The organism is Echinicola shivajiensis, assembly GCF_018642165.1.
GTDB classification, from domain to species: Bacteria; Bacteroidota; Bacteroidia; order Cytophagales; family Cyclobacteriaceae; genus Echinicola; species Echinicola shivajiensis.
The window spans coordinates 303,341-325,815 of sequence record NZ_JAHHZM010000004.1 but is presented as its reverse complement, the minus strand read 5'-3'; the positions used below and the strand labels follow the sequence as shown (position 1 = coordinate 325,815).

General features: G+C 41.5%; 14 protein-coding genes. 8 read left to right on the top strand and 6 right to left on the bottom strand.

Annotated features, from left to right (window positions below):
• Positions 1-2 precede the first annotated feature (2 nt).
• Complete coding sequence (locus tag KMW37_RS09800) at positions 3-2,441, bottom strand: SusC/RagA family TonB-linked outer membrane protein (RefSeq protein ID WP_317195564.1); 2,439 nt, start codon at positions 2,439-2,441, stop codon at positions 3-5.
• Between the two features lie 9 nt (positions 2,442-2,450).
• A complete protein-coding gene (locus tag KMW37_RS22440; protein ID WP_246581425.1) occupies positions 2,451-2,972 on the bottom strand; it encodes a carboxypeptidase-like regulatory domain-containing protein in 522 nt (173 codons plus the stop codon).
• A gap of 255 nt (positions 2,973-3,227) precedes the next feature.
• Between KMW37_RS22440 and KMW37_RS09795 the strand changes: the two genes are divergently transcribed.
• Entirely contained in the window at positions 3,228-4,379 is a 1,152-nt protein-coding gene (locus KMW37_RS09795; protein WP_215224437.1) for a helix-turn-helix domain-containing protein, read from the top strand.
• Positions 4,380-4,392: 13 nt separating this feature from the next.
• Here KMW37_RS09795 and KMW37_RS09790 read toward each other — a convergent pair whose 3' ends face one another.
• The 4 genes from KMW37_RS09790 to KMW37_RS09775 form a co-directional block, all read right to left on the bottom strand.
• Positions 4,393-5,400 (bottom strand): glycoside hydrolase family 43 protein, encoded by a 1,008-nt coding sequence (locus KMW37_RS09790; protein ID WP_215224436.1) that lies wholly within the window; start codon positions 5,398-5,400, stop codon positions 4,393-4,395.
• 52 nt (positions 5,401-5,452) lie between these two features.
• Complete coding sequence (locus tag KMW37_RS09785; RefSeq protein ID WP_215224435.1) at positions 5,453-6,433, bottom strand: glycoside hydrolase family 43 protein; 981 nt, start codon at positions 6,431-6,433, stop codon at positions 5,453-5,455.
• 199 nt (positions 6,434-6,632) lie between these two features.
• Positions 6,633-7,676, bottom strand: coding sequence for a glycoside hydrolase family 43 protein (locus tag KMW37_RS09780; RefSeq protein ID WP_215224434.1), 1,044 nt, complete (start codon positions 7,674-7,676; stop codon positions 6,633-6,635).
• Positions 7,677-7,683: 7 nt separating this feature from the next.
• On the bottom strand, positions 7,684-8,778 hold the full coding sequence (locus tag KMW37_RS09775; RefSeq protein WP_215224433.1) for a glycoside hydrolase family 43 protein: 1,095 nt from the start codon (positions 8,776-8,778) through the stop codon (positions 7,684-7,686).
• A gap of 222 nt (positions 8,779-9,000) precedes the next feature.
• Here KMW37_RS09775 and KMW37_RS09770 point away from each other — a divergent pair, with 222 nt between their 5' ends.
• The 7 genes from KMW37_RS09770 (at position 9,001) to KMW37_RS09740 (ending at position 22,444) form a co-directional block, all read left to right on the top strand.
• On the top strand, positions 9,001-9,942 hold the full coding sequence (locus KMW37_RS09770) for a glycoside hydrolase family 43 protein (protein ID WP_215224432.1): 942 nt from the start codon (positions 9,001-9,003) through the stop codon (positions 9,940-9,942).
• Between the two features lie 357 nt (positions 9,943-10,299).
• Positions 10,300-11,355: an NHL repeat-containing protein gene (locus KMW37_RS09765; protein ID WP_215224431.1), complete on the top strand. Its 1,056-nt coding sequence runs from the start codon at positions 10,300-10,302 to the stop codon at positions 11,353-11,355.
• A 28-nt stretch (positions 11,356-11,383) separates the two neighbouring features.
• Positions 11,384-13,708, top strand: coding sequence for a PSD1 and planctomycete cytochrome C domain-containing protein (locus KMW37_RS09760; RefSeq protein ID WP_317195561.1), 2,325 nt, complete (start codon positions 11,384-11,386; stop codon positions 13,706-13,708).
• Between the two features lie 26 nt (positions 13,709-13,734).
• A complete protein-coding gene (locus tag KMW37_RS09755) occupies positions 13,735-15,222 on the top strand; it encodes a DUF1501 domain-containing protein (protein WP_215224430.1) in 1,488 nt (495 codons plus the stop codon).
• Positions 15,223-15,429: 207 nt separating this feature from the next.
• The gene (locus KMW37_RS09750) at positions 15,430-18,414 is read left to right on the top strand and encodes a two-component regulator propeller domain-containing protein (protein WP_215224429.1); all 2,985 of its coding nucleotides are present in this window, start codon (positions 15,430-15,432) and stop codon (positions 18,412-18,414) included.
• Between the two features lie 218 nt (positions 18,415-18,632).
• The gene (locus tag KMW37_RS09745) at positions 18,633-20,930 is read left to right on the top strand and encodes a PSD1 and planctomycete cytochrome C domain-containing protein (RefSeq protein ID WP_215224428.1); all 2,298 of its coding nucleotides are present in this window, start codon (positions 18,633-18,635) and stop codon (positions 20,928-20,930) included.
• Positions 20,931-20,950: 20 nt separating this feature from the next.
• Positions 20,951-22,444 carry a DUF1501 domain-containing protein gene (locus KMW37_RS09740; protein ID WP_215224427.1) on the top strand — a complete coding sequence of 498 codons (1,494 nt, stop codon included), beginning with the start codon at positions 20,951-20,953 and terminating at the stop codon, positions 22,442-22,444.
• Positions 22,445-22,475: the final 31 nt, after the last annotated feature.

Sequence of the window (22,475 nt, the reverse complement as noted above, 5' to 3'; positions counted from 1 at the left end):
TATTAAAGGGTTAAATTAAGACCAAAGGAAAACGTTCTGATCAAAGGATAGTTGTTCTCCCAACCACTAGATCCACGAGAAACCTGGGTGTTTTCAGGATCCCAGCCAAACCAATTGGTAAATGTATGTAGGTTTCTACCTGCGGCATAAAGGGTCAAACTGCCAATATTATACTTCTCCAAAAATGTCTGGGGAACCACATAGCTCAATCTTACATCCTTGATTCTAACATAACTATAGTCTTCTGCAAATTGAAAACCTCTGTAACGGTTATAAGCGGCAAGTGAAGGCCAGTAGTTGCTTGGGTTTTCTGGAGTCCAATATTCATAGCCTGCGGGAAGGTTTCTTCTCCATGCTTCATCCGCATAGGTCAGGTCTCTATTACTCTTCAATCCACCTTGTGAAGTCTGGATAAAAACGCTCAAATTCCAGTTTTTATAACGGAAAGTATTGGTCAAACCACCAATCCATTTTGGGTCTCTCTGTCCTACGATCACACGGTCTTCTGCCGTAATCTGTCCATCACCATTTTGATCCACGAATTTAAGGTCACCAGGTTGTGCTACAGGATCTACTGATGAAGCATCCTCGCCTTCCTGCCAAATGCCCACTTTTTCATAATCATAGATCACCCTTAAAGGCTGTCCTATAAACCAGCGGTTTCCGATATCATCCTTACCATCTCCATAAAGATCAAGGATCTCATTTTTATATGTAGAGAAGTTCAAAGAAGTCTCCCAACTAAAATCCGCGTTCTCTATATTGATTGTATTTAAGGTAAGCTCAAAACCTTTGTTCTGCATTTCCCCAAGGTTTGCCCAAACATTATTGTAGCCAGTAATCGTAGGCAGGTTTCTTCTCAGCAAGATATCCTCCGTTTTTGTTTTGTATACCTCCACAGTACCACTGATTCTATTTTGTAAGAACCCGAAATCCAATGCCAAATTTGCAGAGGTAGTAGTTTCCCAGGTCAGATTAGAGTTTCCCAATGAGTTGTATAAAACTCCTACTTGAGCAGCTCCTCCAAATGGCTGAAGAACTGTGTTGGCAGTAGAAACAGTCTGGTTGGGAGCAATGGCCTGGTTTCCAGATTGACCATAAGAAAACCTTAGCTTTAACTCACCTAGACCGGATTGGTTTTGCATAAACTCCTCATTGTGAATATTCCACCCCAAGGCCATGGAAGGAAAGAGACCATATTTACTGGTATTGGCTCCAAAGGCTGAATAACCATCCCTCCTAGCTGTTACAGTCACCAAATACCGGCTGTCAAAGGAGTAGTTCAACCTGCCCATTTGTGAAAGCAAAGTATAGTTATTGGCATCTGACCAAGTCGCTTGGGTAGTGCCTGCTTCCATACCATTATAGGAGAGTGCATCATTGATAAATCCCCTAGATTGTCCACTAGAGTAAAAATAATCTACGCTCTGGGCGCTGTACAACGCGGTGATATCAAAATGGTGTTGCTCGATATCTTTGGTATAAGACAAGATATTCTCTACTACCCAGTTAGCACGTTCGGTATTAGAAATATTTGCAGTACCACTCTGATCGTTAAATTCTCTCCCAGTATATCCTGCAAATCGATCAAAATTATACACATAAGTAGCATTGAAACGATACTTAAGCCCTTTGACAAAAGCAGGCGTAATATCTGCATAACCAGATCCCGATAGGGTTCTCCTTCTGTCGAGACGGTCAGTGGTCAAGCCCAAAAGTGGATTTTTGAACAATTGCTCCGGACTCATTGGAAAAGTAATATATTCTCCATTTTCATCGTAAGGCACTGAATAAGGACTCATTGCCGTGGCCTCTAGCCAGTTTACTCTACCTCCGTCGTAATTGTTATCAGTAAAAAAGGAAGATGTACCCACTTTCAGCCAATCCGTAATGGTTGCATCAATATTTGTTCTGAAATTAGTCCTTGCATACTGGTATCCCTTTACTACCCCTTTTTGCTTTAAGTGACTGCCAGACACATAATACTGAATTTTCTCGGTTCCTCCAGAAATGCTCAAATTATGCTCGGAAATTCTTCCTGGCTGTGTTGCTTCCTCCAACCAATCTGTAGTAATACCAGCTTCATAGTTCTCTACTTCTGAGGCATTGGGCAATACATTGGTTTGGGGCTGATTGTTTGCAATCAAGTAATCTTCATATTTCTGCACATAGGCATCAGGACTCATGGGATCAAGGACATGAGCCATTCCTTCAAATCCTACATAACCACTATAATTGATCTTTGGCTTTCCATCAGATTGATTTCCTCTTTTAGTAGTCACCAAGATAACGCCATTAGCCCCCCTAGTTCCATAAATAGCAACAGCTGATGCGTCCTTTAAAATCTCAATAGATTGAATATCACCAGCATTCAAATCATTGATCGAACCAAAGAATGGTGCTCCATCCACTACGATAAAAGGGCTGGTATTGGCATTAATGGAGTTTACTCATCTAATTTGTAAGCCCCCAGTGCTTCCTGGAACAGAGGATCCTTGGCTTACGTTTAACCCTGCAGTTGTTCCCTGAATGGCTTGGGTAAGATCTGTTACGGGTAAATTACTTAATCGGTCTTTTGGTACGGAAGCTACTGAACCCGTAATATCAGATCGCTTCTGTGTTCCATACCCTATTACCACTACTTCTTCCAACTGCCCCACGTCTTCACTAAGGCTGATATTGAGTGATGATGCATTCCCCACAGTTACTTCATTATTACTATAGCCAATGAATGAAACATTGAGGACTGGAGTATCTGTAGTCAGTGTCAAAGTAAACCTTCCTTCTAAATCTGTTGCAGTACCATTCGAGGTCCCTTTCTCCAATATCGTCGCCCCTGGAATGGGCTCTTGGGTGGACTCGTCAACGACGACTCCGGTGATGATCTTGCTCCCTGTCTGAGCTAACAGGGAGGAAAAGAATAGACAGGAAATCATGAAAACCCCTATCGCTCTTGATACAAAATGCTTCATAGTTTTTAAGGTTATATTGTTAATTTTTTTGGGCAAATCATCAGGACTAATTAAAAGTCCAGTGCTGAATCCTTTCTAAAAAAATCATCATTGGACTTTTTTATTCCTTCAAATTCGCAATGGAAATATGGGTATTTAAAACAATTAATGTAAGTTTAACACTTATTTAACGGTAATCTTAACGGTTAAACAAATGCCTCATTCGCCCCAATAGGCACATTATGAAGATCAATGCAGGCTAAACAAAAAACTGAAATGGACAATACTAAAAAGCTAGAAGTAATTGAGCATGTTATTAAAAGCAAAACTTTCAGTAGATCCCCATCAAGTTGTGTGCTACTAAAATTTCTTGCTGAAGCCACCCTCGCCGGAAGAGATCTGAAGGAAACGACTATAGGTATGGAACTCTATGGGAAGTCCTATGAAGATGAAAAGAGTGCTGCGCACGTAAGGGTGAATATCTACCACCTTCGAAAAAAACTTGAAAAATATTACCAGGAAGAAGGAGAAAATGATGAATGGAAGATCCAAATTAAAAAAGGCCAGTACCAGGTTAACTTTATCAAAAATATAGAAGATGAAAAAGCGCACTACTCCCCCCATCTAGGCATTATAATTTCAATATTGGTATTGATTTTGGCGATCTCTTTTTGGTTGTTTGGAAGAAGAGAAGAGGTACCCTTATGGCAAGTTTATTTTGAAAGTAACAAGGAAACCACCCTTTACATTGGAGATTTTTTTGGACTTATGGGAATCACTGTAACAGGAGAATTTGGATGGAACAGGGATTATAACATCAACAATATTGAAGACTATTACCGGTTTTTGGAAGACAATCCAGATAAAAAAGGACTGGTTACTCCTGCCAATTACCCTTATGTCACAGGAATGGCAGCTACAGGAACCATGAACATTTCGCGTTTATTCCACAGGCAGGATAAAGATTTTCAGATTCGCTTCAGCTCACAAACCTCCATCAAGGACATCACTGAATCCAATTCCGTTTATATCGGCCCCATTAAAAACGGAAATCTCTTTATTGACTTTTTTAATGATGCCAATCCAAAAATATCCATCAACCGGGGAATACTGGACTTCAAAGATCCTGGGCAAGGAATTGACACCCTAATAAACCTCAGCATTGACGACGGAACCATTTACGAACATGCTGTAGTCTCCAGGTATAAAGGACCTAATAATACAGAGCAGTTTGTTTTCTTTTCAGACCATGATATCGGCGTGAAAGCCACCACCGAAAAGTTCACTGATATTGAGTGGTTAAACCAAAGTTTTAAGGAGCTCGTCAAAGACTCGGAATATTTCACTGCCATCTTTCTGGTAAAGGGCAAGGAAAGAACCAGCATGGAACTGGAACTTCTTTTATGGGATGTATTGGAGGAAAATTAACCCTTAATAAATCTCACGGCCTATAAGCGCCAAGAATCACTAGTCTATCTCCAGATAAATCCACCTCAAAGAGATTGGGTATACGAATATACCTTCCGTTTTCCTCCCTATGGCTATGGGCAGCCATTAACCATTTTCCCTCAAAGGTCTGGAAAAGCATGCCATGTCCAAAATTAGATGGGGTAATTGGCTTTTCTTCTTGTAGCCATGGGCCATCCAAGGTCCCTGATGTGGAATAAGCCACCCCTTGTGTATACTCATCAAATACCCAACTGGTCCAAATCATTCCAAGACGTCCTGTTCCAGTCTTAAATAAATAGGGACCATCGGTTACTTGGTTTGGAATGATTTTGCCTTCATTCTTTCTCTTGCTCCAAGGAGAATCACTGGCCAAAAACAATAGGGTACTTTCCCCAATGCTCCCGCTTAGATCATCTTTCAATTGAAGTTTTTCCATCGTCCCATCCCCCGTCTGCAACCATTCATGGCAAAAGACCATATAGGGTTTATGGTCCTCCTCCCAAAATGTCCCATCTAATGTAGCCCAATCTGCTGGCAAATAATCCTCATCACCAAAAGCGATATATGGGCCATCGGGATGATCGCTCCTTAACACATAACTTGCCCTTCGAGGCACTTTGGTTCCTCCTACTGTGTCTATGATGATATCATTATTGGTAAAGGTGGCAAAATAATAATACTTCCCTTTGTATTGATGTAATTCCGCAGCCCAAATGGCTGGCCGTCTTCCCATCCATGAACTGCTGTCAATATCTACTACATTAAAGGGACCACTCCATTTTTTCAAGTCCTTGCTCTTCCAAAGCCTTCCCCCTGTACCGGTCATATAGTACATAAGACTACTGGAATCGGCCAAAATTGCAGGATCACTCAGACGGATTGAGTCCAAAGGTATATCGTGTTGAATTTGTCTTTGTCCATTTACTTTGGGCACCCATCCACTTAGTAGCACCAAAATCACTACGAAAACCTTAGCATATTTTCTAACTGTATTCATCATGTTTTCTATTGACAATAAAACAATTTCAAATCCAATTATTCAGCACATAACTTCATCGAACCAAACCTACCCCATCACTGGTCATCTGCACTTTTTTTAGTGTGCCATCAAAATTATATTCCAATAGATCGATACAAACAGACCGACTATAGCTACTTCCTTCCCTTTGCATGCCTCCATTATGATAGATAAAATAGTCTTTACCTTTAAACTCCACAATGGCCTGATGGTTGGTATTACTGTTGCCTGCAATTTCATTTAATACCCCTTGATACTCCCATGGCCCTTCTATACTGTCAGCAGTGGCATAAGCTATTTTTTCTGGAAACCCCGAAGCATAGGTCAAATAATATATTCCATTTTTCTTGTGCACCCATGGAGCCTCTTCAAAAACAAAATCATCGAATTTAATTTGTTTGATCTCTCCATCAATCTCGATCATATTATCTTTCAACTTGGCAAAATAACATTCGCCATTACCCCAAAATATCCATGGCTGACCATCATCATCAATAAAAGTAGCTGGGTCAATACATGCCCAGGAATGATCAGAAGCAAAACAATCCTCATTGGTCAAAAGGGGCTTGCCTAAGGCATCCTTGAAAGGCCCTTTTGGGTTATCTGCCGCAGCCACGCCTATCCCCGTCCAATTGGTACTGATATACCAATAGTATTTACCCTTTCTTTCTTGTACATGTCCCGCATAGGCATCTCCACTTTTTGCCCAAGCAAAATCTTCAATCTTTAAAGGCACTGGATGCTCGGTCCAGTTCTGCATGTCTGTGGTGGAAAAAACAAGCCAATCTTTCATCTTATAGCCTTTTTGGCCACCTTCAAAATCATGACCGGTATAGAGCCATAATGTATCTCCTTCTACTATCGCTGCAGGATCAGCAGTGTATTTATGGGTGATAATAGGGTTCTCCTTGCTTGTGAAGCTATAAAGTGATCCTTGACAATATACCTTAATTATTCCTCCGAATAGAAGAAAGAAAAAACAAATAGAAAAGCGTCTAATAATAGAAAGTTTCATATGGTTGATTTACAATTTCAATTTTAAGTTTTAAGCTTAGACAGACAACAAACGGCTATGGACAGGCCAAACTCTACTTTCCATTCTTGATATACCAAATTCTGGCCCTTCAACAGGCTCAGGAACCTCTGAATCATGGAAAATAAGCTCAGAAAAGTGGTTCCGAACAATTACTCTCTCAATACGATGTACTTTGTACTCAATACTCTAACAATCCCTCAGGCACCCCGCCCCACTTTTCATTCAGTCTTTTAGCCTCTTCCTGGGTGATACTGATTACACTCCCATGACGTGGATTGAAATCTTTGGTAAAAGTTCCTGTAGTATCAGTAAAGTGAACAAGATCTGTGCTTCGCTGAAACTCATAACGATGGTCTGCATAAAGGTCATACATCAGGAAATATTCTTCCTTTCCATTTAGCTTAAACACCGAAGATCCTTCCACTACTGTAGGCTTCCCCGCATATATATCCAAGTACTTAAAGTCTTCCTTCCATGGCCCTTCCAAAGATTTACTGGTGGCCTGCTGAATACCATTTTCAAATTCCTCTCCCTCCTTATTTCTTGTATGCGCCTTATAGAACAGATGATAAACCCCATCCTTTTCCACAATATCACCATCAATCGCTCCATATTTGGTTTTGAACATCAGCTTAGGCGCAGCTTCAAAGCCCGTGAAATCAGCATTGGCATAGGCACTGTAAAAATCCAGCCTATCATCATAATAAAACCTTACGGTAAAATACACCAGGTACTTCCCCTTTTCCTTATCATAAATAACTTGGGGTGCCCATACCCATTTCACATCCCTAAACTGTTCAGGATAGCTGGCCTCTAAGTCTATCCATGCATGGTCCCAATTGATAAGATCTACTGATTTCAGCAACACCACTCCAGGGTTATGGTCCCAACCGTTTTTCTTGGTATACATATCTGTAGCGACCATATAAAAGTCCTTTCCAGTTTCACCCCGCAAGATATGTGGATCACGTATTCCTCCTGTTTGTGATATTTCAGCCGAGGACAGGATAGGTTCATTATTATTTAATGCTTTCCAATGAACGGCATCTTCACTTACAGCAAATCGCAATTGCTCTTGTTTCTCCGCCTTTCCTGTTCCTTCAAAATAGGCAAACAGATAACCTTCATATTTTTCAACCGAGCTTGAACAAGAAAATAAAAAACTTGATAGCCCCAATATCCATAATCCCCACATATTTTTCATATCTCTTCTTAATATCATAACCAATTCAGTCAAAACTCATGTCCAATCCCCAGTAGTTGGCAAGTTTTCGGGCTTCATCAGCAGTCAAATGAACCACAGCACCATGTTTGGGCGAAGAAAAATTAGTGGCCTTCATCACTCCCTCATTAAAATGCCCAAGGTCTTCGAAATGCTTAAAATCACTGGTCTCCCTAAAGCCAAAATTGTGTGGCCTGATACCATATATATCGTACATCAGCACCCACTTGTCTTCTCCTATTCTTTTCCAAACATTCGGCGCTTCGCTGGCTTCAGGCTCGGTATCGTACCAAGCTGAATCGTACTGGTAACTTTTATTGATTTTTTTGGAGACAGCTTGCTTGATTCCTGGCATGCCATCATGGGGTGTATAAAACATATGATACTGGTCCCCTACCTTTGTGATATCTGCATCGATATAATTGACTTCTTTGGGATATTGAAAAATCAATTTTGGCTCAGATAGCAATTGGTCAAAATTATCATTAACATAGGAATAATACATTTTATTCAAGCCATTTTTCCATCGCATGGTATAATAAAGCATCAGCTTACCCTCTTCTTCATCAAAGGTGGTTTCTGGCGCCCATGCACAGCCAATCGTGTCATAACCTTCAAATTGCTCAGGGAGTAAGACATTGGCTTTTGACCAATTGATCAGGTCCTTGGATTTCATCAATACAAAGCCCCGATTGTTTCCCCAACCATATTCTTCTCCCGGGCGCTGCCATTCTGTTGCGCGAAGCCCATCCCTTTTGGCAAAAATATGCAAGTCAGTCATGGCCAAATAAAAGGTTCCGTCAGCCCCTCGAAATATATGAGGATCTCTGATCCCTTTTTGCTCAGCAATGCTGTCTCCAGCGATCACTGCCTCTCCCTCATTGACATCAGTAAAGCTATAACCATCTTGGCTCAAGGCCATGTGCAAACTATGATCATCATCTTTGAAATAGACCATTAAATAGGCCTTAAAATCAGGCAATTCTTGACCAGAATGAGCTGTAGTTCCTCTATTATTGGCACTTTCACAAGCCATTATCAAAAAAATAAGTCCAAGTCCAAAAGCAGTATTGCCCCTTCCTTTATTGAAGATTATTTTCATGGTTATTTTGTTTCTGGGTTTCCTTTTACAGTAATTACTATGGAGTAATTAATCATATATTGCTCCAATGCCATAATCTAATATCATCACAATACATGTAAAACGTTCAAGCAATATAGGACTTTCCTTTAAAATAACTGTCATTTAAACACTTTAATAAAAATTTCTTTGTTTTATCTTTTGATGCTAAGTATTTTAGTCCAGCAATTATTATCAGTAAACATGAAAAAAATCCCCCTAATCTTCTCAGCATTCTTTATCAGCATTCTACAAGTTCTCGCCCAAACAGATGACATCTATCTCTTTTCTTACTTTATGGGCAATGGTGAAGATGGCCTCCACTTGGCCTACAGTGAGGATGGATTAACTTGGGAAGCCCTGAATGAGAATAAAAGCATACTCACTCCCACAGCGGGCAAAGACAAGCTAATGCGGGATCCATGTATCATCCGTGGCGGAGACGGCAAATTTCATATGGTTTGGACAGTAAGTTGGAACGAGAAAGGATTGGGTTATGCTTCCTCTAAAGACTTGATAAATTGGTCGGAACAACAATTTATACCAGTAATGGAACATGAAGAAGGAGCACGAAATACTTGGGCTCCTGAAATAATTTATGATGATAAAAAGGACCAATATATGATCTTTTGGTCCTCTACCATTACTGGGCTTTATCCTGAAACCCAGGACACATTGGAAAATGCCTATAATCATAGAATGTATTATACCACTACCAAGGATTTCAAGAATTTTTCTAAAACAAAGCTTTTTTATGAACCTGGCTTCAATGTCATAGACGGGACTATAATCAAGCATGATGAAGAATATATCATGTTTGTCAAAGATGAAACAAGAACACCTCCTGCCAAAAACATCAGACTCACTAAAAGCAAAAAACTAAGCAAGGGTTATCCTGTTGCGGGAAAACCAATTACCGGAAACTACTGGGCAGAAGGGCCTACACCTTTGATGATATATGGCAGATGCATAGTATATTTTGACAAATACACCAATCATAAGATGGGGGCGGTTGCCAGTTCTGACTTTGAAAACTGGGAAGACATCTCTGATCAAATCAACTTTCCTGAGGGAACGAGACATGGAACAGCTTTTACCATTAGCAGTGAGGAATTTGAAAAGCTTAAAAGCTCCTTTTCAGAATAAGTTTTTTTTAAAAACTTCCCACAAGATCAAGGCCTCGCTTTACTGATAGCGATGCCTTGAATTTTATTTACAATTTATTTTCCTTGAGAAAAAACCCTTAACACTCCACTTTTTAGTTATAATACCACAACAACACTTTTAAGCTACTTTTACGAAATCGATTCCGTAAGTTCTTAAAACAACAAGCTTGAATAAACATTTACAATTATTTATAATAACCACGTATAAATCAATACATTACTAACAAACACATACAAGCTTAATGGAAAAGAATCTCTAATAGTCTAATTGCCATTTCAGGATATAAAATTTAAATTGAGGGCTAAAGACCTAAAAGAATATTCAGCGCAAAAAAATATGTCAAAAGATTATAACAGCAACAGAAGGGATTTTCTAAAATCCAGCTCCTTATTAATGGCCTCTGGCTTGTTTTTCCCAAACATCAACTTTGGAAAATCCACTGACCCTTTAAAGGAAATAATTGGACATGGAGACTTCAAATACAAGGTAAAAAAAGATTGGAGTAAACAAAATCAATCTGTTACCCCTGTCAAAGACTGTCATGAAATGGTCCAGGACAAAAAGGGTAGATTGATACTTTTGACCAATGAAACCAAAAACAATATTATTTTTTATGACCGCTCTGGAAAGGTATTAAAAACTTGGGGCGATCAATTTCCAGGAGCTCATGGACTCACCTTGCATGATGAAGGGGGAGAAGAATTTCTGTATATCACTGACCATGATAGACATCAGATTTATAAGACCACATTGGATGGTAAAATCCTATTGACCATTGATTATCCAAAAGAAACTGGTGTTTACCAAAAACCTGAACAATACCGACCGACAGAAGTAGCCGTAGGTCCTACTGGGGATATTTATGTAGCCGACGGCTATGGTAAAAGCTATATTGTCCAATACTCTCCAAAGGGAGAATTGATCAGGCATTTTGGAGGCAAGGGTAAAAATGATGCCAATTTACAACAAGCCCATGGCGTCTGTCTGGATACCCGAAACCCAGCTCAACCTGAACTCATCGTCACTTCCAGACTGGCCCATGAATTCAAAAGATTTGATCTGGAAGGTAATCATATTGAAACAGTTCCTGTAACGGGCTGTTGGATCAACAGGCCCGTCATCAAGGGAGACTACCTCTATTTTTCGGTGCTTAGAACTGTAAGTCGTAAAGAGTATGATGGCCTTACCGTAATACTGGACAAAAACAATAAAGTGGTGTCCGCACCAGGAGGTACTTCGCCAGAGTATATAGATGGAAAACTACAAACCATCGTATATGATGGCCATACCTTTATGAACCCTCATGATGTCTGTGTGGACAATGATGAAAACATTTACGTACCCCAGTGGAATTCAGAGCAGACCTTTCCGGTACAACTAGAAAGAGTATAATATTAATTAACAGCAACCCATCATAACCGTGGCAACCATAAAGTCATTGAAAAAAATCATCCCCTTAGGCCTGACAGGGGCTATGGCCATTTTAACCAGTACCCTGTCCTGCAATGACAAAGCCGAAGAAAAGATAGACTTCAATGCTGAAATCAGGCCTATCATCAATAATAAATGTATTTCCTGTCATGGAGGGGTAAAACAGTCTGGAGAATTCAGCCTGCTATTTGAATCAGAAGCCCTTTCAGCCACCAAATCTGGCGAACCCGCTATCATTCCCGGCCATGCTGAGGAAAGCGAGATGATCAAGAGAATCCTACATGAAGACCCTGAGGTTCGCATGCCGCCTGAAGGTCCTCAGCTTAGTCAGGAGGAAGTGGATGTCCTAAAAAAATGGATCAATCAAGGTGCCAAATGGGAAGACCATTGGTCCTTTATCCCTCCCCAACAACCAGAACTACCTGAGGTCAGTGAAAGCGATTGGGCCAAAAATCCAATTGATGCCTTTGTATTAGAAAAGATGGAGGAAAAGGGACTTTCTCCATCACCCCAAGCAAGTCCAGCTTCCCTTGCCCGAAGATTAAGTTTGGACTTGACTGGCTTGCCTCCTACAGAGGAACTTGTCCAACGCTTAAAGGACAATCCCGATTTGGACAACTATGAAAAAATAGTAGATGAGCTATTGGCCTCACCCCAGTACGGTGAAAGGTGGGCTGCCATGTGGATGGACCTGGCACGTTATGCCGACACCAAGGGTTACCAAAAAGACCGTCACCGTCCCATGTGGAAATTCAGGGATTGGGTAATCGATGCCTTTAATCAGGATATGCCCTTTGATCAATTTACCATTGAACAAATCGCAGGCGATCTACTCCCTGATCCAAGTAAGGAACAATTGATTGCTACTGGCTTTCACAGGAACACCATGACCAATGATGAAAGTGGGACAGATGACGAAGAATTCAGGGTATCAGCGGTATTGGACAGGGTAAATACTACCTGGGAAGTTTGGCAGGGTATCACCTTTGCCTGTGTACAATGTCACAGCCATCCTTATGACCCAATCAAACATGAAGAGTTTTATGAATTCTATGCCTTCTTCAATAATACCAAAGATGCAGATACCTGGACAGACAGTCCGACCTTACCGGTTTATACTAAAATTGAAGAGAAAGAAAGACAATCCATTCTTAATTGGATAGATTCAGTAAACACTTTGGCTCCACAGGCAAAATATCAGTTTGCCCACCAGGTCGACGAAAAAGAAACTGAGCTTGAAAAAATAAAACCTGATCCATTACCGGTAATGAGTGAATTGCCAGAAGGAGAAAGACGTAAAACTTTTGTTTTTGAAAGGGGCAACTGGATGGAACATGGAGAGGAAGTCCAACCTGGAGTACCTGGTTCCATGCCTACCTTCCCAGAAACCTATCAAAAAAACAGGTTGGGACTGGCCAAATGGTTAGTAAATAAGGAAAACCCCTTAACGGCAAGAGTTACTGTAAACAGACTTTGGGCCCAGCTTTTTGGAAGAGGTATTGTGGAAACCCAAGAGGATTTTGGTTCGCAAGGCTTTGCCCCTACCCATCCTGAGCTTTTGGATTGGATGGCCACCAACTGGATGCATGAGCAAAACTGGCAATTCAAGCCCCTACTGAAAATGATGGTGATGTCAGCCACCTACAGGCAATCCTCTGAGGTAAGCAAAAAAGCCCTTGAAAAAGATGCCGCCAACTATTGGCTGAGCAGGGGACCAAGGGTGAGGTTGACAGCCGAACAGGTAAGAGACCAAGCACTTGCTGTAAGTGGATTGCTTAGCAAAAAGATGTTTGGACCTTCCGTAATGCCTCCACAGCCGGATGGTGTTTGGCAGGTCATCAATAATCCTGAGAAATGGATTCTTAGCAAAGGTGAGGACCAACATAGAAGAGGAATATACACCTATTGGAGACGTACAAGTCCCTACCCTTCTATGGTGAGCTTTGACAGTCCGAGCCGTGAATTCTGTGTCAACAGAAGAATCAGAACCAATACCCCTTTGCAAGCCTTGGTTACCATGAATGATCCTGTTTATGTGGAAGCAGCACAGGCCTTGGCCAAGAGAATGAGATCTGAAGGAGATGTGATTGAAGAGCAACTTAGTAAAGGTTATGAAATGGCCTTGTTCCATCAACCGGATCAAAAGGTACTGGCATCCTTGAAGGACTTATACCAAACCGCCTATCAGCACTTTAAGGAAAGTGGAGAAGGATTGGAAAACCTTGGAGCCAAACAAATGGATACAGAACTGAATGCTTTGACCATGGTGGCCAATGCTATTTTGAACCTAGATGGTTTTATCACAAAAGATTAACAATAAGAAATTTTAAATACCCAGTCATGAACCTGTTTGAAGAAGCCATAATAAAAAATGCGGAGCTCAACACCAGAAGGCACTTTTTAAAGAAATGCCTCTCAGGAATGGGAGCCCTAACACTAGGATCCTTTTTAGGTGGAAGTCTGAGCGGCTGCGGCAGAAGTGACCTTGCAGCAGGTGCTGATCTCAATAACCCAATGAGGGCCTTGCCATCCCACTTTATCCCAAAGGCAAAAAGAGTTATTTACCTCCATATGGCCGGAGCACCATCACAGCTGGAGCTATTTGATTATAAACCGGAACTTCAAAAACTCAACGGCTTGGACTGCCCTCCCTCCCTTTTGGAAGGAAAACGATTTGCCTTTATAGAAGGAACCCCTCAAATGTTGGGGCCTCAATTTGATTTTAAGCAACATGGACAGTCAGGTGCCTGGGTGACAGATAGAATGCCCCATTTTGCTAATAATGTAGATGATGTTTGCTTCCTAAAAGCCATGCACACAGATGAATTTAACCATGCTCCTGCACAGCTCCTCATGCATACGGGAAGTGCCAGACTGGGCAAGCCTAGTATTGGTTCTTGGGTAACCTATGGCTTGGGTTCTGAAAACCAAAACCTGCCGGGCTTTGTGGTGTTTGTTTCTGGAGGCACCACTCCAAGTGCTGGTAAAAGTATCTGGGGCAGCGGTTTCTTACCAACAGTTTACCAAGGAGTACAATGTCGCTCCAAAGGAGACCCGGTATTATACCTTTCCGATCCAAAGGGTGTAAGTAGGGAACTCAGGGAAAAGACCATCAATATCATCAACGACATCAATCAAAAGCAATTCCAGGAAGTAGGTGATCCGGAGATTATGACCAGGATCTCCCAATATGAAATGGCCTTCAAGATGCAAATGTCAGTTCCCGAGACCATGGATATTTCAGATGAGCCTGAATACATCCATGAAATGTACGGAACAGAACCAGGCAAATCCTCCTTTGCCAATAACTGTCTATTGGCCAGAAGACTGGCTGAAAAAGGTGTCCGTTTTATACAGCTGTACCACTATGGCTGGGATTCGCATGGGTCCAACTATAAGGAAGCCCTGAACCATGGTTTCAATGAACGCTGTCAAGAAGTGGACAAACCTATTTCTGCCCTACTGAATGACCTGAAGCAAAGAGGGCTGCTCGACGATACATTGGTCGTTTGGGGCGGTGAATTTGGCCGAACACCAATGCGTGAGAACCGTGGTGGAAAAGAAATGAAATTCCTCGGGAGGGACCATCACTTAGAAGCTTTTACCATGTGGATGGCAGGCGGAGGTGTCAAATCTGGCTATTCCATAGGCGAAACAGATGAAATAGGCTATTACGGAATAAAAGACCGCGTTCATGTACATGACCTCCAGGCCACCATACTTCATTTATTGGGTATGGACCATGAAAAACTCACCTACCAATTCCAAGGCAGGGATTTTAGATTGACCGATGTACATGGCAATATCGTGGAAAAAATCATTGCCTAACCTCATGAAATACATTTTGAATCCAACCTAACCAAAACACATAAAGACAAGAATTCATAACAAAATACTTATTTCAGAAAGAATTCAAAAGGAAATAATACCATTTATCATTCAGACAACTTCAAATTCCTTGCATATAATTAATATTTATTAAATTGCTGATGAATCCCCCTTTGATAGTACCGGAAAAATCTATGAATTTAAAAGATGAAGGGGCCACAAGTTTCCTTGAAAAGAATAATGAAGTTAAACCTACAAATATTCAGTAATCTCCTATCTCAAAAGACTTCGAGTCTTAGGAAACTTTGCTGCTTGTTATTCTTTGCCTTTTTCACCAGCCAGTCATTCGCTCAAAAACCTTTAAACCTCTATCAACTCCCCCTAGAAGGCCTAAGTGATATTGAAGTCACCGCCATTTATCAGGATCATTACGGTTTTCTTTGGTTCGGCACAGCCAACGGACTTAACCGATTTGACGGAAAGGAATACAGTCCTTTTATCCATGAAGATGCGCTAGAGACAAGCTTATCCAGCAACCAAGTGAATACCATTTTGGAAGACAGGGAAAACCAACTCTGGGTGGGCACTAAATACGGTCTAAATAGATTTGACCGTAACACCCATACTTTTAAAAGGTATATGCCCGAATCAACTAAGCCCCATTCCATTCCAGGCAAAAACATCAAGGTTTTATTCCTGGATAGTCGGGGAAATCTTTGGATAGGTAGCAATGAAGGCCTATCCAAATATGATTCAAAACTTGATCAATTCAATAATTATTTCCATAAAGAAAATGATCCCAATAGTCTGAGCGGAAACAGTATCAATCAGATCATTGAGGATGACAAGGGCAGGCTTTGGGTAGGGACAAATTATTCCGGAGTAAGTCTTTTCAAGCCCGATGAAGGTACTTTCACCAACTTTAAGTACGATCCTAATGATCCTAAGACTTTAAGTGGCAACACCATTATTTCCTTATTTGAGGACAGTTATCACAATATCTGGATAGGTACCATTAAAAACGGCCTAAACAGATTTGACGAAAACTCAAAGACTTTCAAACGCTACGCCCAAAGTTCCCAAAAAGGAAGCCTTGCCACCAATTCCGTCTATTCTATTACCGAGAACATGGACAGAAACTTGGTCATCGGCGGCATGCAGGGTGGAATGAGTATCTATAATCGTAAAACAGATACATTCGTTCGCTATAACACAAAGGGACAAATCAACCTTAAAGGAAATACAGCCAGTGTCCTTACGGATTTTATCACCAAAGACAACCAAATATTAATTGCAACCAGTAACGGAGGTGTCAATATTTATGACAACCATCCTAGTAATTTCTCCACTTTCAGGCAAGACCAAAAAAACGAGAACAGCCTAAGCATAGACCATATTACCGCAGTACTTTCTGATGAAAATGGAAGAATTTGGATCGGCACCAATGGCGGAGGTCTGAATGAGTTTTCCCCAGAAAGGGAAACATTTAAGCACTTTCTAAAAAGTAATAAAAAGGGGGCTTTGATGGACAATACCATTTTATCTATTGCTATGATAAAAGGCTCTAATCAACTCCTACTTAACACCCAAATGAACGGATTAGTGGTTTTTGATATTAAAAATCAGGAATTCACCCCCATAAATCTTCCTATTAGCGAGCAAAACCTCGAGATCTCTTCGGTGCTTGTGGATGACAAAAATGCCATTTGGTTCACCACTTCTTACCGGCTGCTTAAGCTAAATGATATCAATGCTGTTCCCGAAGAAATCATCAATTTAAAAGAAGAAAGTCAAGATTCCTTTTCCAGTTTGATCCTTGATCAAAAAGGTCATATTTGGGCGGCATGCCAGAAGGGTATTTATCAAATCAATGGCAATGAGCTGAATCAACAGCAGTTTTATCCATTCCCCAATACTAAAAACCAAAACATTAAAAGCCCAATTATCAGTATGGCTGAGGATACCAAGGGAAATATATGGCTAACTACCAAAGAGACGGGAATATGGAAACTGTATAACGGAGCATTTAGAAAAATAAGTGCTCCCCTATTAGAAAGTCAACTCATCAGCAACTTCTTTTTCAGAAATGATGATTTATGGATGACGGCAGATAAAAACCTATATAAGGCCCATGTCAAAGGTGATTCCATCGCAATACAAAAAACCTACACATCAGCTGATGGCCTGCCAGGAAATATTTTCTCCAAAGGAGCCATTGCTCAAAGCCAAAACGGCAATTATCTACTTGGAAGCCTTGGAGGACTTAGTACTTTCCATCCGGACAGCCTCCTTTCCAACCCCCATATTCCTCCAATCGCCTTTACAGATTTATATATAGACAACAAAAAAATCGACCAAGGAACTAAAGATATCCTAGAGAAAGAAATCAATCAAACAGATAAAATCACCTTGCCTCAGGGCAGCAATGATTTTAGTATTTCTTTTGCCAGCCTCAATTATATAAAACCTGAGAAGAATCAATTTGCCTATAGACTCGAAGGATATGATAAAGATTGGATTTATGGCCATGACAGCAAAGCAAGCTATGTGGACCTACCTCCGGGGATTTACACTTTTAAAGTAAAAGGCAGTAATAATGACGGGCTTTGGAACCAAAAGGGCAAAACCATCAAAATTGAGGTACAGCATAATGGATTTAATTTAGGATCCCCATTAGGACTTACTGCTTTGATCTTAATAGGTGCTGGAATGGTCTTTTTCATCCGGAAGAACAAATGGACGAAAGCCCAGCATACCTCCACTCCATCCAAAACAGATGACACAATCACTTTACCCCCTCAAGCTGAAACAAAGGACACTGAAGAGACTGAGGACTTTCTAGAAAAAATAAAAGACATCGTACTTTCCAATCTCCAAAATGAGGCCTTTGATGTGAACATGCTCTGTAAAGAAATAGGCACCAGCCGTACACAATTGTACCGGAAATTCAAGGAATATAATGGAGAAACAGTTTCGTCTTATATTAGGGAAATAAAACTTGACCGAGCTAGACAGCTACTCTCAAAAGGAGACCTTTCCATAGCAGAAGTACACCAATTATCAGGATTCAAATCTGCCTCCCACTTTAGTAAATCTTTCCAATCTAAGTATGGAAAAACGCCATCTGACTTTTTGACTTTTCATAAAACAAAAAACAGCAACAGCCTAAAAACTCACCCAGAACTACCATAAAAGGCCGTTTGGAACAAATAAACAACTGATTTGGGACGATCAGAAAAGAGAAACAGTTGATTTTTGAACATATTTGTGTTTGGGTAAAGTGAATCTGGAAAGCCATTAGCTCATGTCTACATTGGATGTTTGGGTTGTCTCTGGTCTTTTCTAAATACTTATCCAATCTGACTAAGAAAGATATAATTTATTAGCAAAAGCATTTTACTAAAAATGTTATGAGAAAATATTTACTTGGATTTTTAGGCTTATTTTATGCAGGCATATTGGGTATTGCTTCTTGTAGCCCCGGCGAAGAAAAAATCGATTTTAATGCTGAAGTCCGTCCCATTATCAACAGCAAATGTATTACCTGCCATGGCGGGGTAAAACAATCGGGAGAATTCAGTTTATTGTTTCAAGAGGAAGCCTTGTCCCCCACCAAATCAGGTCATCCAGCCATCATCCCCGGAGATGCGGAAGGCAGTGAAATGATCAAAAGAATATTGGCACAAGACCCTGAGCAAAGAATGCCTCCCGAAGGACCTGCTCTCAGTAAAGAAGAGGTAGATATTTTGAAAAGATGGATCAATCAGGGAGCTGAATGGGAAGACCATTGGTCTTTTGTAGCACCAGAGAAGCCAGATGTACCAGAAGTGGACAAGGAAGCCTGGAACAATAATCCAATTGACCATTTTATACTTAAGAAGATGGAAGAAAAGGGTCTCTCCCCTTCACCGCAAGCTGATGCTCCTACTTTAGCCCGTAGGTTAAGTCTGGACATCATAGGCCTACCACCAAGTGAGGAGATGATACAAAGCTTGGAATCCGATCCTTCTTTGGAAAATTATGAAAGAATCGTGGATGAACTATTGGGCTCCCCTCAATATGGCGAGAAATGGACCAGCATGTGGCTGGACCTGGCCAGATATGCGGACTCTAAAGGTTATGAAAAAGATGCCCACCGTGACATGTGGAAATACAGGGACTGGGTAATCAAGGCCTTTAACCAAGACATGCCTTTTGACCAGTTTACCATTGAACAACTGGCAGGAGACCTGCTCCCCGAGCCCAGTAAAGATCAGTTGATCGCCTCTGGTTTCCACAGGAACACCATGACCAATGACGAAGGGGGTACCGATGACGAGGAATTTCGTGTTGCCGCAGTGCTGGATAGGGTAAATACTACTTGGGAAGTTTGGCAGGGCATCACCTTTGCCTGTGTGCAATGTCACAGCCATCCCTACGAACCCATTAAGCATGAGGAATATTTTGAGTTTTATGCATTTTTGAACAATACTGCTGACAAGGATCACCCTAGCGATAGCCCCATCCTCCCCGTTTACACTGAAATAGACTTGGCCAAGAAAGCCGCTTTGACCCATTGGATAGATTCGGTAAAAAATCATTCAAGTCCATATCGATTGGCCTCCATGATCGAAGAAAAGGAAAACGAGTTGGAGAAAATCAGACAATACCGGCTTCCTATTATGCAAGAGCTCCCTGAAGAAGAGCAAAGATCCACCTTTGTTTTTGAAAGAGGCAATTGGACGACGCATGGAAAACAGGTCTATCCTGGAGTACCTGGTTCACTGCCAAACCTACCAGAGGGTGTTCCTGCCAACCGCCTTGGTATGGCCAAATGGCTTGTCAGCGGAGAGAACCCCTTGACTGCCAGAGTTACGGTCAACAGAATTTGGGGGCAATTGTTTGGTAAAGGAATCGTGGAAACCCAGGAGGATTTTGGCTCCCAAGGTGCTGCGCCTACCCACCCTGAGTTATTGGACTGGCTAGCCATCGAATGGATGGAAAAGGACCAGTGGCATTTGAAAGCTTTGATCAAGAGAATCGTAATGACAGCCACTTATAGACAATCCTCTGAAGTAAGTCCAAAAGCCCTTGAGATAGACGCTGCCAATGACTATCTATCCAGAGCACCTAGGGTAAGATTATCTGCCGAACAGGTACGTGACCAAGCACTGGCCGTAAGTGGACTATTGAGTGATAAAATGTATGGTCCTTCGGTCATGCCTTATCAACCTGAAGGCATTTGGCAAGCGGTCTATAATGGCAGCTCCTGGGATCTCAGCGATGGTGAAGACCAGCACAGAAGAGCCGTTTATACTTATCTAAGAAGAACAAGTCCCTACCCTTCCATGATAGCTTTTGATGGACCTACACGGGAATTCTGTGTTAACAGAAGAATAGACACCAATACACCGCTTCAGGCCTTGGTTACCCTGAACGATGCGGTATATGTAGAAGCGGCACAAGCCTTGGCCAAAAAGATGAAAACAGCAGGGAGCACTGCCCAGGAGCAAATCACCAAAGGCTACGAAAAAGCCCTTCTCCTGTCTCCTTCAGAAAAAGACATGGAGATTTTAATGAATTTGTATACCAATGCCAAATCCCATTTTGATCAAACAGGAGAAGGATTGGAAAACATGGATAAAACAATAACTGATCCAGAGCTGAATGCCCTCACCGTAGTGGCCAATGCCATCATGAACCTGGACAATTTTATCACTAGAAATTAAGCCCCTTAAAGCAAGATAAGATGAACATATTTGAGGAAGAACAATACCGACAGGCTGAACTAAATACCCGTAGACAATTTTTAAGAAAATGTATATCTGGAATGGGGGGAATTGCCCTTGGCTCTTTAATGGGCAGCACCCTTTCCAGCTGCGGAAGAGGTTCCGATGAACTAGGAATGCTCAGGGACAGCGCCAATCCCATGGCAGCACTACCTTCCCATTTTGTTCCCAAAGCCAAACGCGTGATCTACTTGCACATGGCGGGAGCACCATCCCAATTGGAACTCTTCGACTATAAACCTGATCTCCAAAAGCTGGATGGATTGGATTGCCCTCCTTCTCTTTTGGAAGGAAAAAGATTTGCCTTTATCAAGGGAACTCCCAAAATGCTTGGTCCACAGTTTAACTTCAAGCAATATGGGCAGTCTGGGGCTTGGATGTCTGACAGATTACCTTACCTGTCTGATTGTGTAGATGATATGACATTCTTAAAAGCCATGCATACGGATGAGTTTAACCATGCTCCTGCACAGTTGCTTTTACAAACAGGCAGTGCACGATTGGGCAAACCTAGTATGGGGTCTTGGGTTACTTATGGACTGGGCTCTGAAAACCAAAATCTCCCAGGCTTTATGGTATTGGTATCGGGTGGAAAAACGCCAAGTGCCGGTAAAAGTATCTGGGGAAGTGGATTTTTGCCCACTGTCTACCAAGGTGTACAATGCCGGTCAAAGGGAGATCCAGTATTATACCTTTCTGATCCTAAAGGGATGAGCAAAGCCCTCAGGGAACAATCCATCAATGCCATCAATGATTTGAACAAAAGGCAATTTGAAGAAATCGGTGACCCCGAAATCATGACCAGGATTTCTCAATACGAGATGGCCTTCAAAATGCAAACCTCGGTACCGGAAACCATGGATATCAAGGATGAGCCGGAATATATCCATAAAATGTACGGCACAGAACCTGGACAGTCCTCTTTCGCCAATAACTGCCTTTTAGCCAGAAGACTGGCAGAAAAGGGCGTACGCTTTATACAGCTTTACCACTGGGGCTGGGATGCCCATGGTGCAGCAAAAAGCGAAGCCATCAACCATGGTTTCAAAAACCGTTGTCAAGAGGTGGACCAACCTATAGCAGCCTTATTGAAAGACTTGAAGCAAAGGGGATTATTGGATGATACTTTGGTAGTCTGGGGCGGTGAGTTCGGCAGAACTCCAATGCGAGAAAACAGGGGTGGAAAAGAAATGAAGTTCGTGGGCAGAGACCATCACCTGGAAGCCTTTACTACCTGGATGGCTGGCGGTGGGATCAAACCAGGCATGACCTATGGTGAAACCGATGAGATAGGCTACTATGGTATCAAGGACCGTGTCCATGTGCATGATCTACAGGCTACCATTCTACACCAGTTGGGATTGAACCATGAAAAACTCACCTATCACTTCCAAGGCAGGGATTTTAGATTAACGGATGTACATGGTGAAGTGGTCAAAAAAATCATTGCTTAAGTGAAACGGTCGATAATTTACGATAAACTTT

What these genes read in the sequence shown, in the direction of transcription:
- KMW37_RS22440 (WP_246581425.1), bottom strand. Translation starts at nt 2,972, where the DNA reads ATGAAGCATTTTGTATCAAGAGCGATAGGGGTTTTCATGATTTCCTGT.
- KMW37_RS09795 (WP_215224437.1), top strand. Translation starts at nt 3,228, where the DNA reads ATGGACAATACTAAAAAGCTAGAAGTAATTGAGCATGTTATTAAAAGC.
- KMW37_RS09790 (WP_215224436.1), bottom strand. Translation starts at nt 5,400, where the DNA reads ATGATGAATACAGTTAGAAAATATGCTAAGGTTTTCGTAGTGATTTTG.
- KMW37_RS09785 (WP_215224435.1), bottom strand. Translation starts at nt 6,433, where the DNA reads ATGAAACTTTCTATTATTAGACGCTTTTCTATTTGTTTTTTCTTTCTT.
- KMW37_RS09780 (WP_215224434.1), bottom strand. Translation starts at nt 7,676, where the DNA reads ATGATATTAAGAAGAGATATGAAAAATATGTGGGGATTATGGATATTG.
- KMW37_RS09775 (WP_215224433.1), bottom strand. Translation starts at nt 8,778, where the DNA reads ATGAAAATAATCTTCAATAAAGGAAGGGGCAATACTGCTTTTGGACTT.
- KMW37_RS09770 (WP_215224432.1), top strand. Translation starts at nt 9,001, where the DNA reads ATGAAAAAAATCCCCCTAATCTTCTCAGCATTCTTTATCAGCATTCTA.
- KMW37_RS09765 (WP_215224431.1), top strand. Translation starts at nt 10,300, where the DNA reads ATGTCAAAAGATTATAACAGCAACAGAAGGGATTTTCTAAAATCCAGC.
- KMW37_RS09755 (WP_215224430.1), top strand. Translation starts at nt 13,735, where the DNA reads ATGAACCTGTTTGAAGAAGCCATAATAAAAAATGCGGAGCTCAACACC.
- KMW37_RS09750 (WP_215224429.1), top strand. Translation starts at nt 15,430, where the DNA reads ATGAAGGGGCCACAAGTTTCCTTGAAAAGAATAATGAAGTTAAACCTA.
- KMW37_RS09745 (WP_215224428.1), top strand. Translation starts at nt 18,633, where the DNA reads ATGAGAAAATATTTACTTGGATTTTTAGGCTTATTTTATGCAGGCATA.
- KMW37_RS09740 (WP_215224427.1), top strand. Translation starts at nt 20,951, where the DNA reads ATGAACATATTTGAGGAAGAACAATACCGACAGGCTGAACTAAATACC.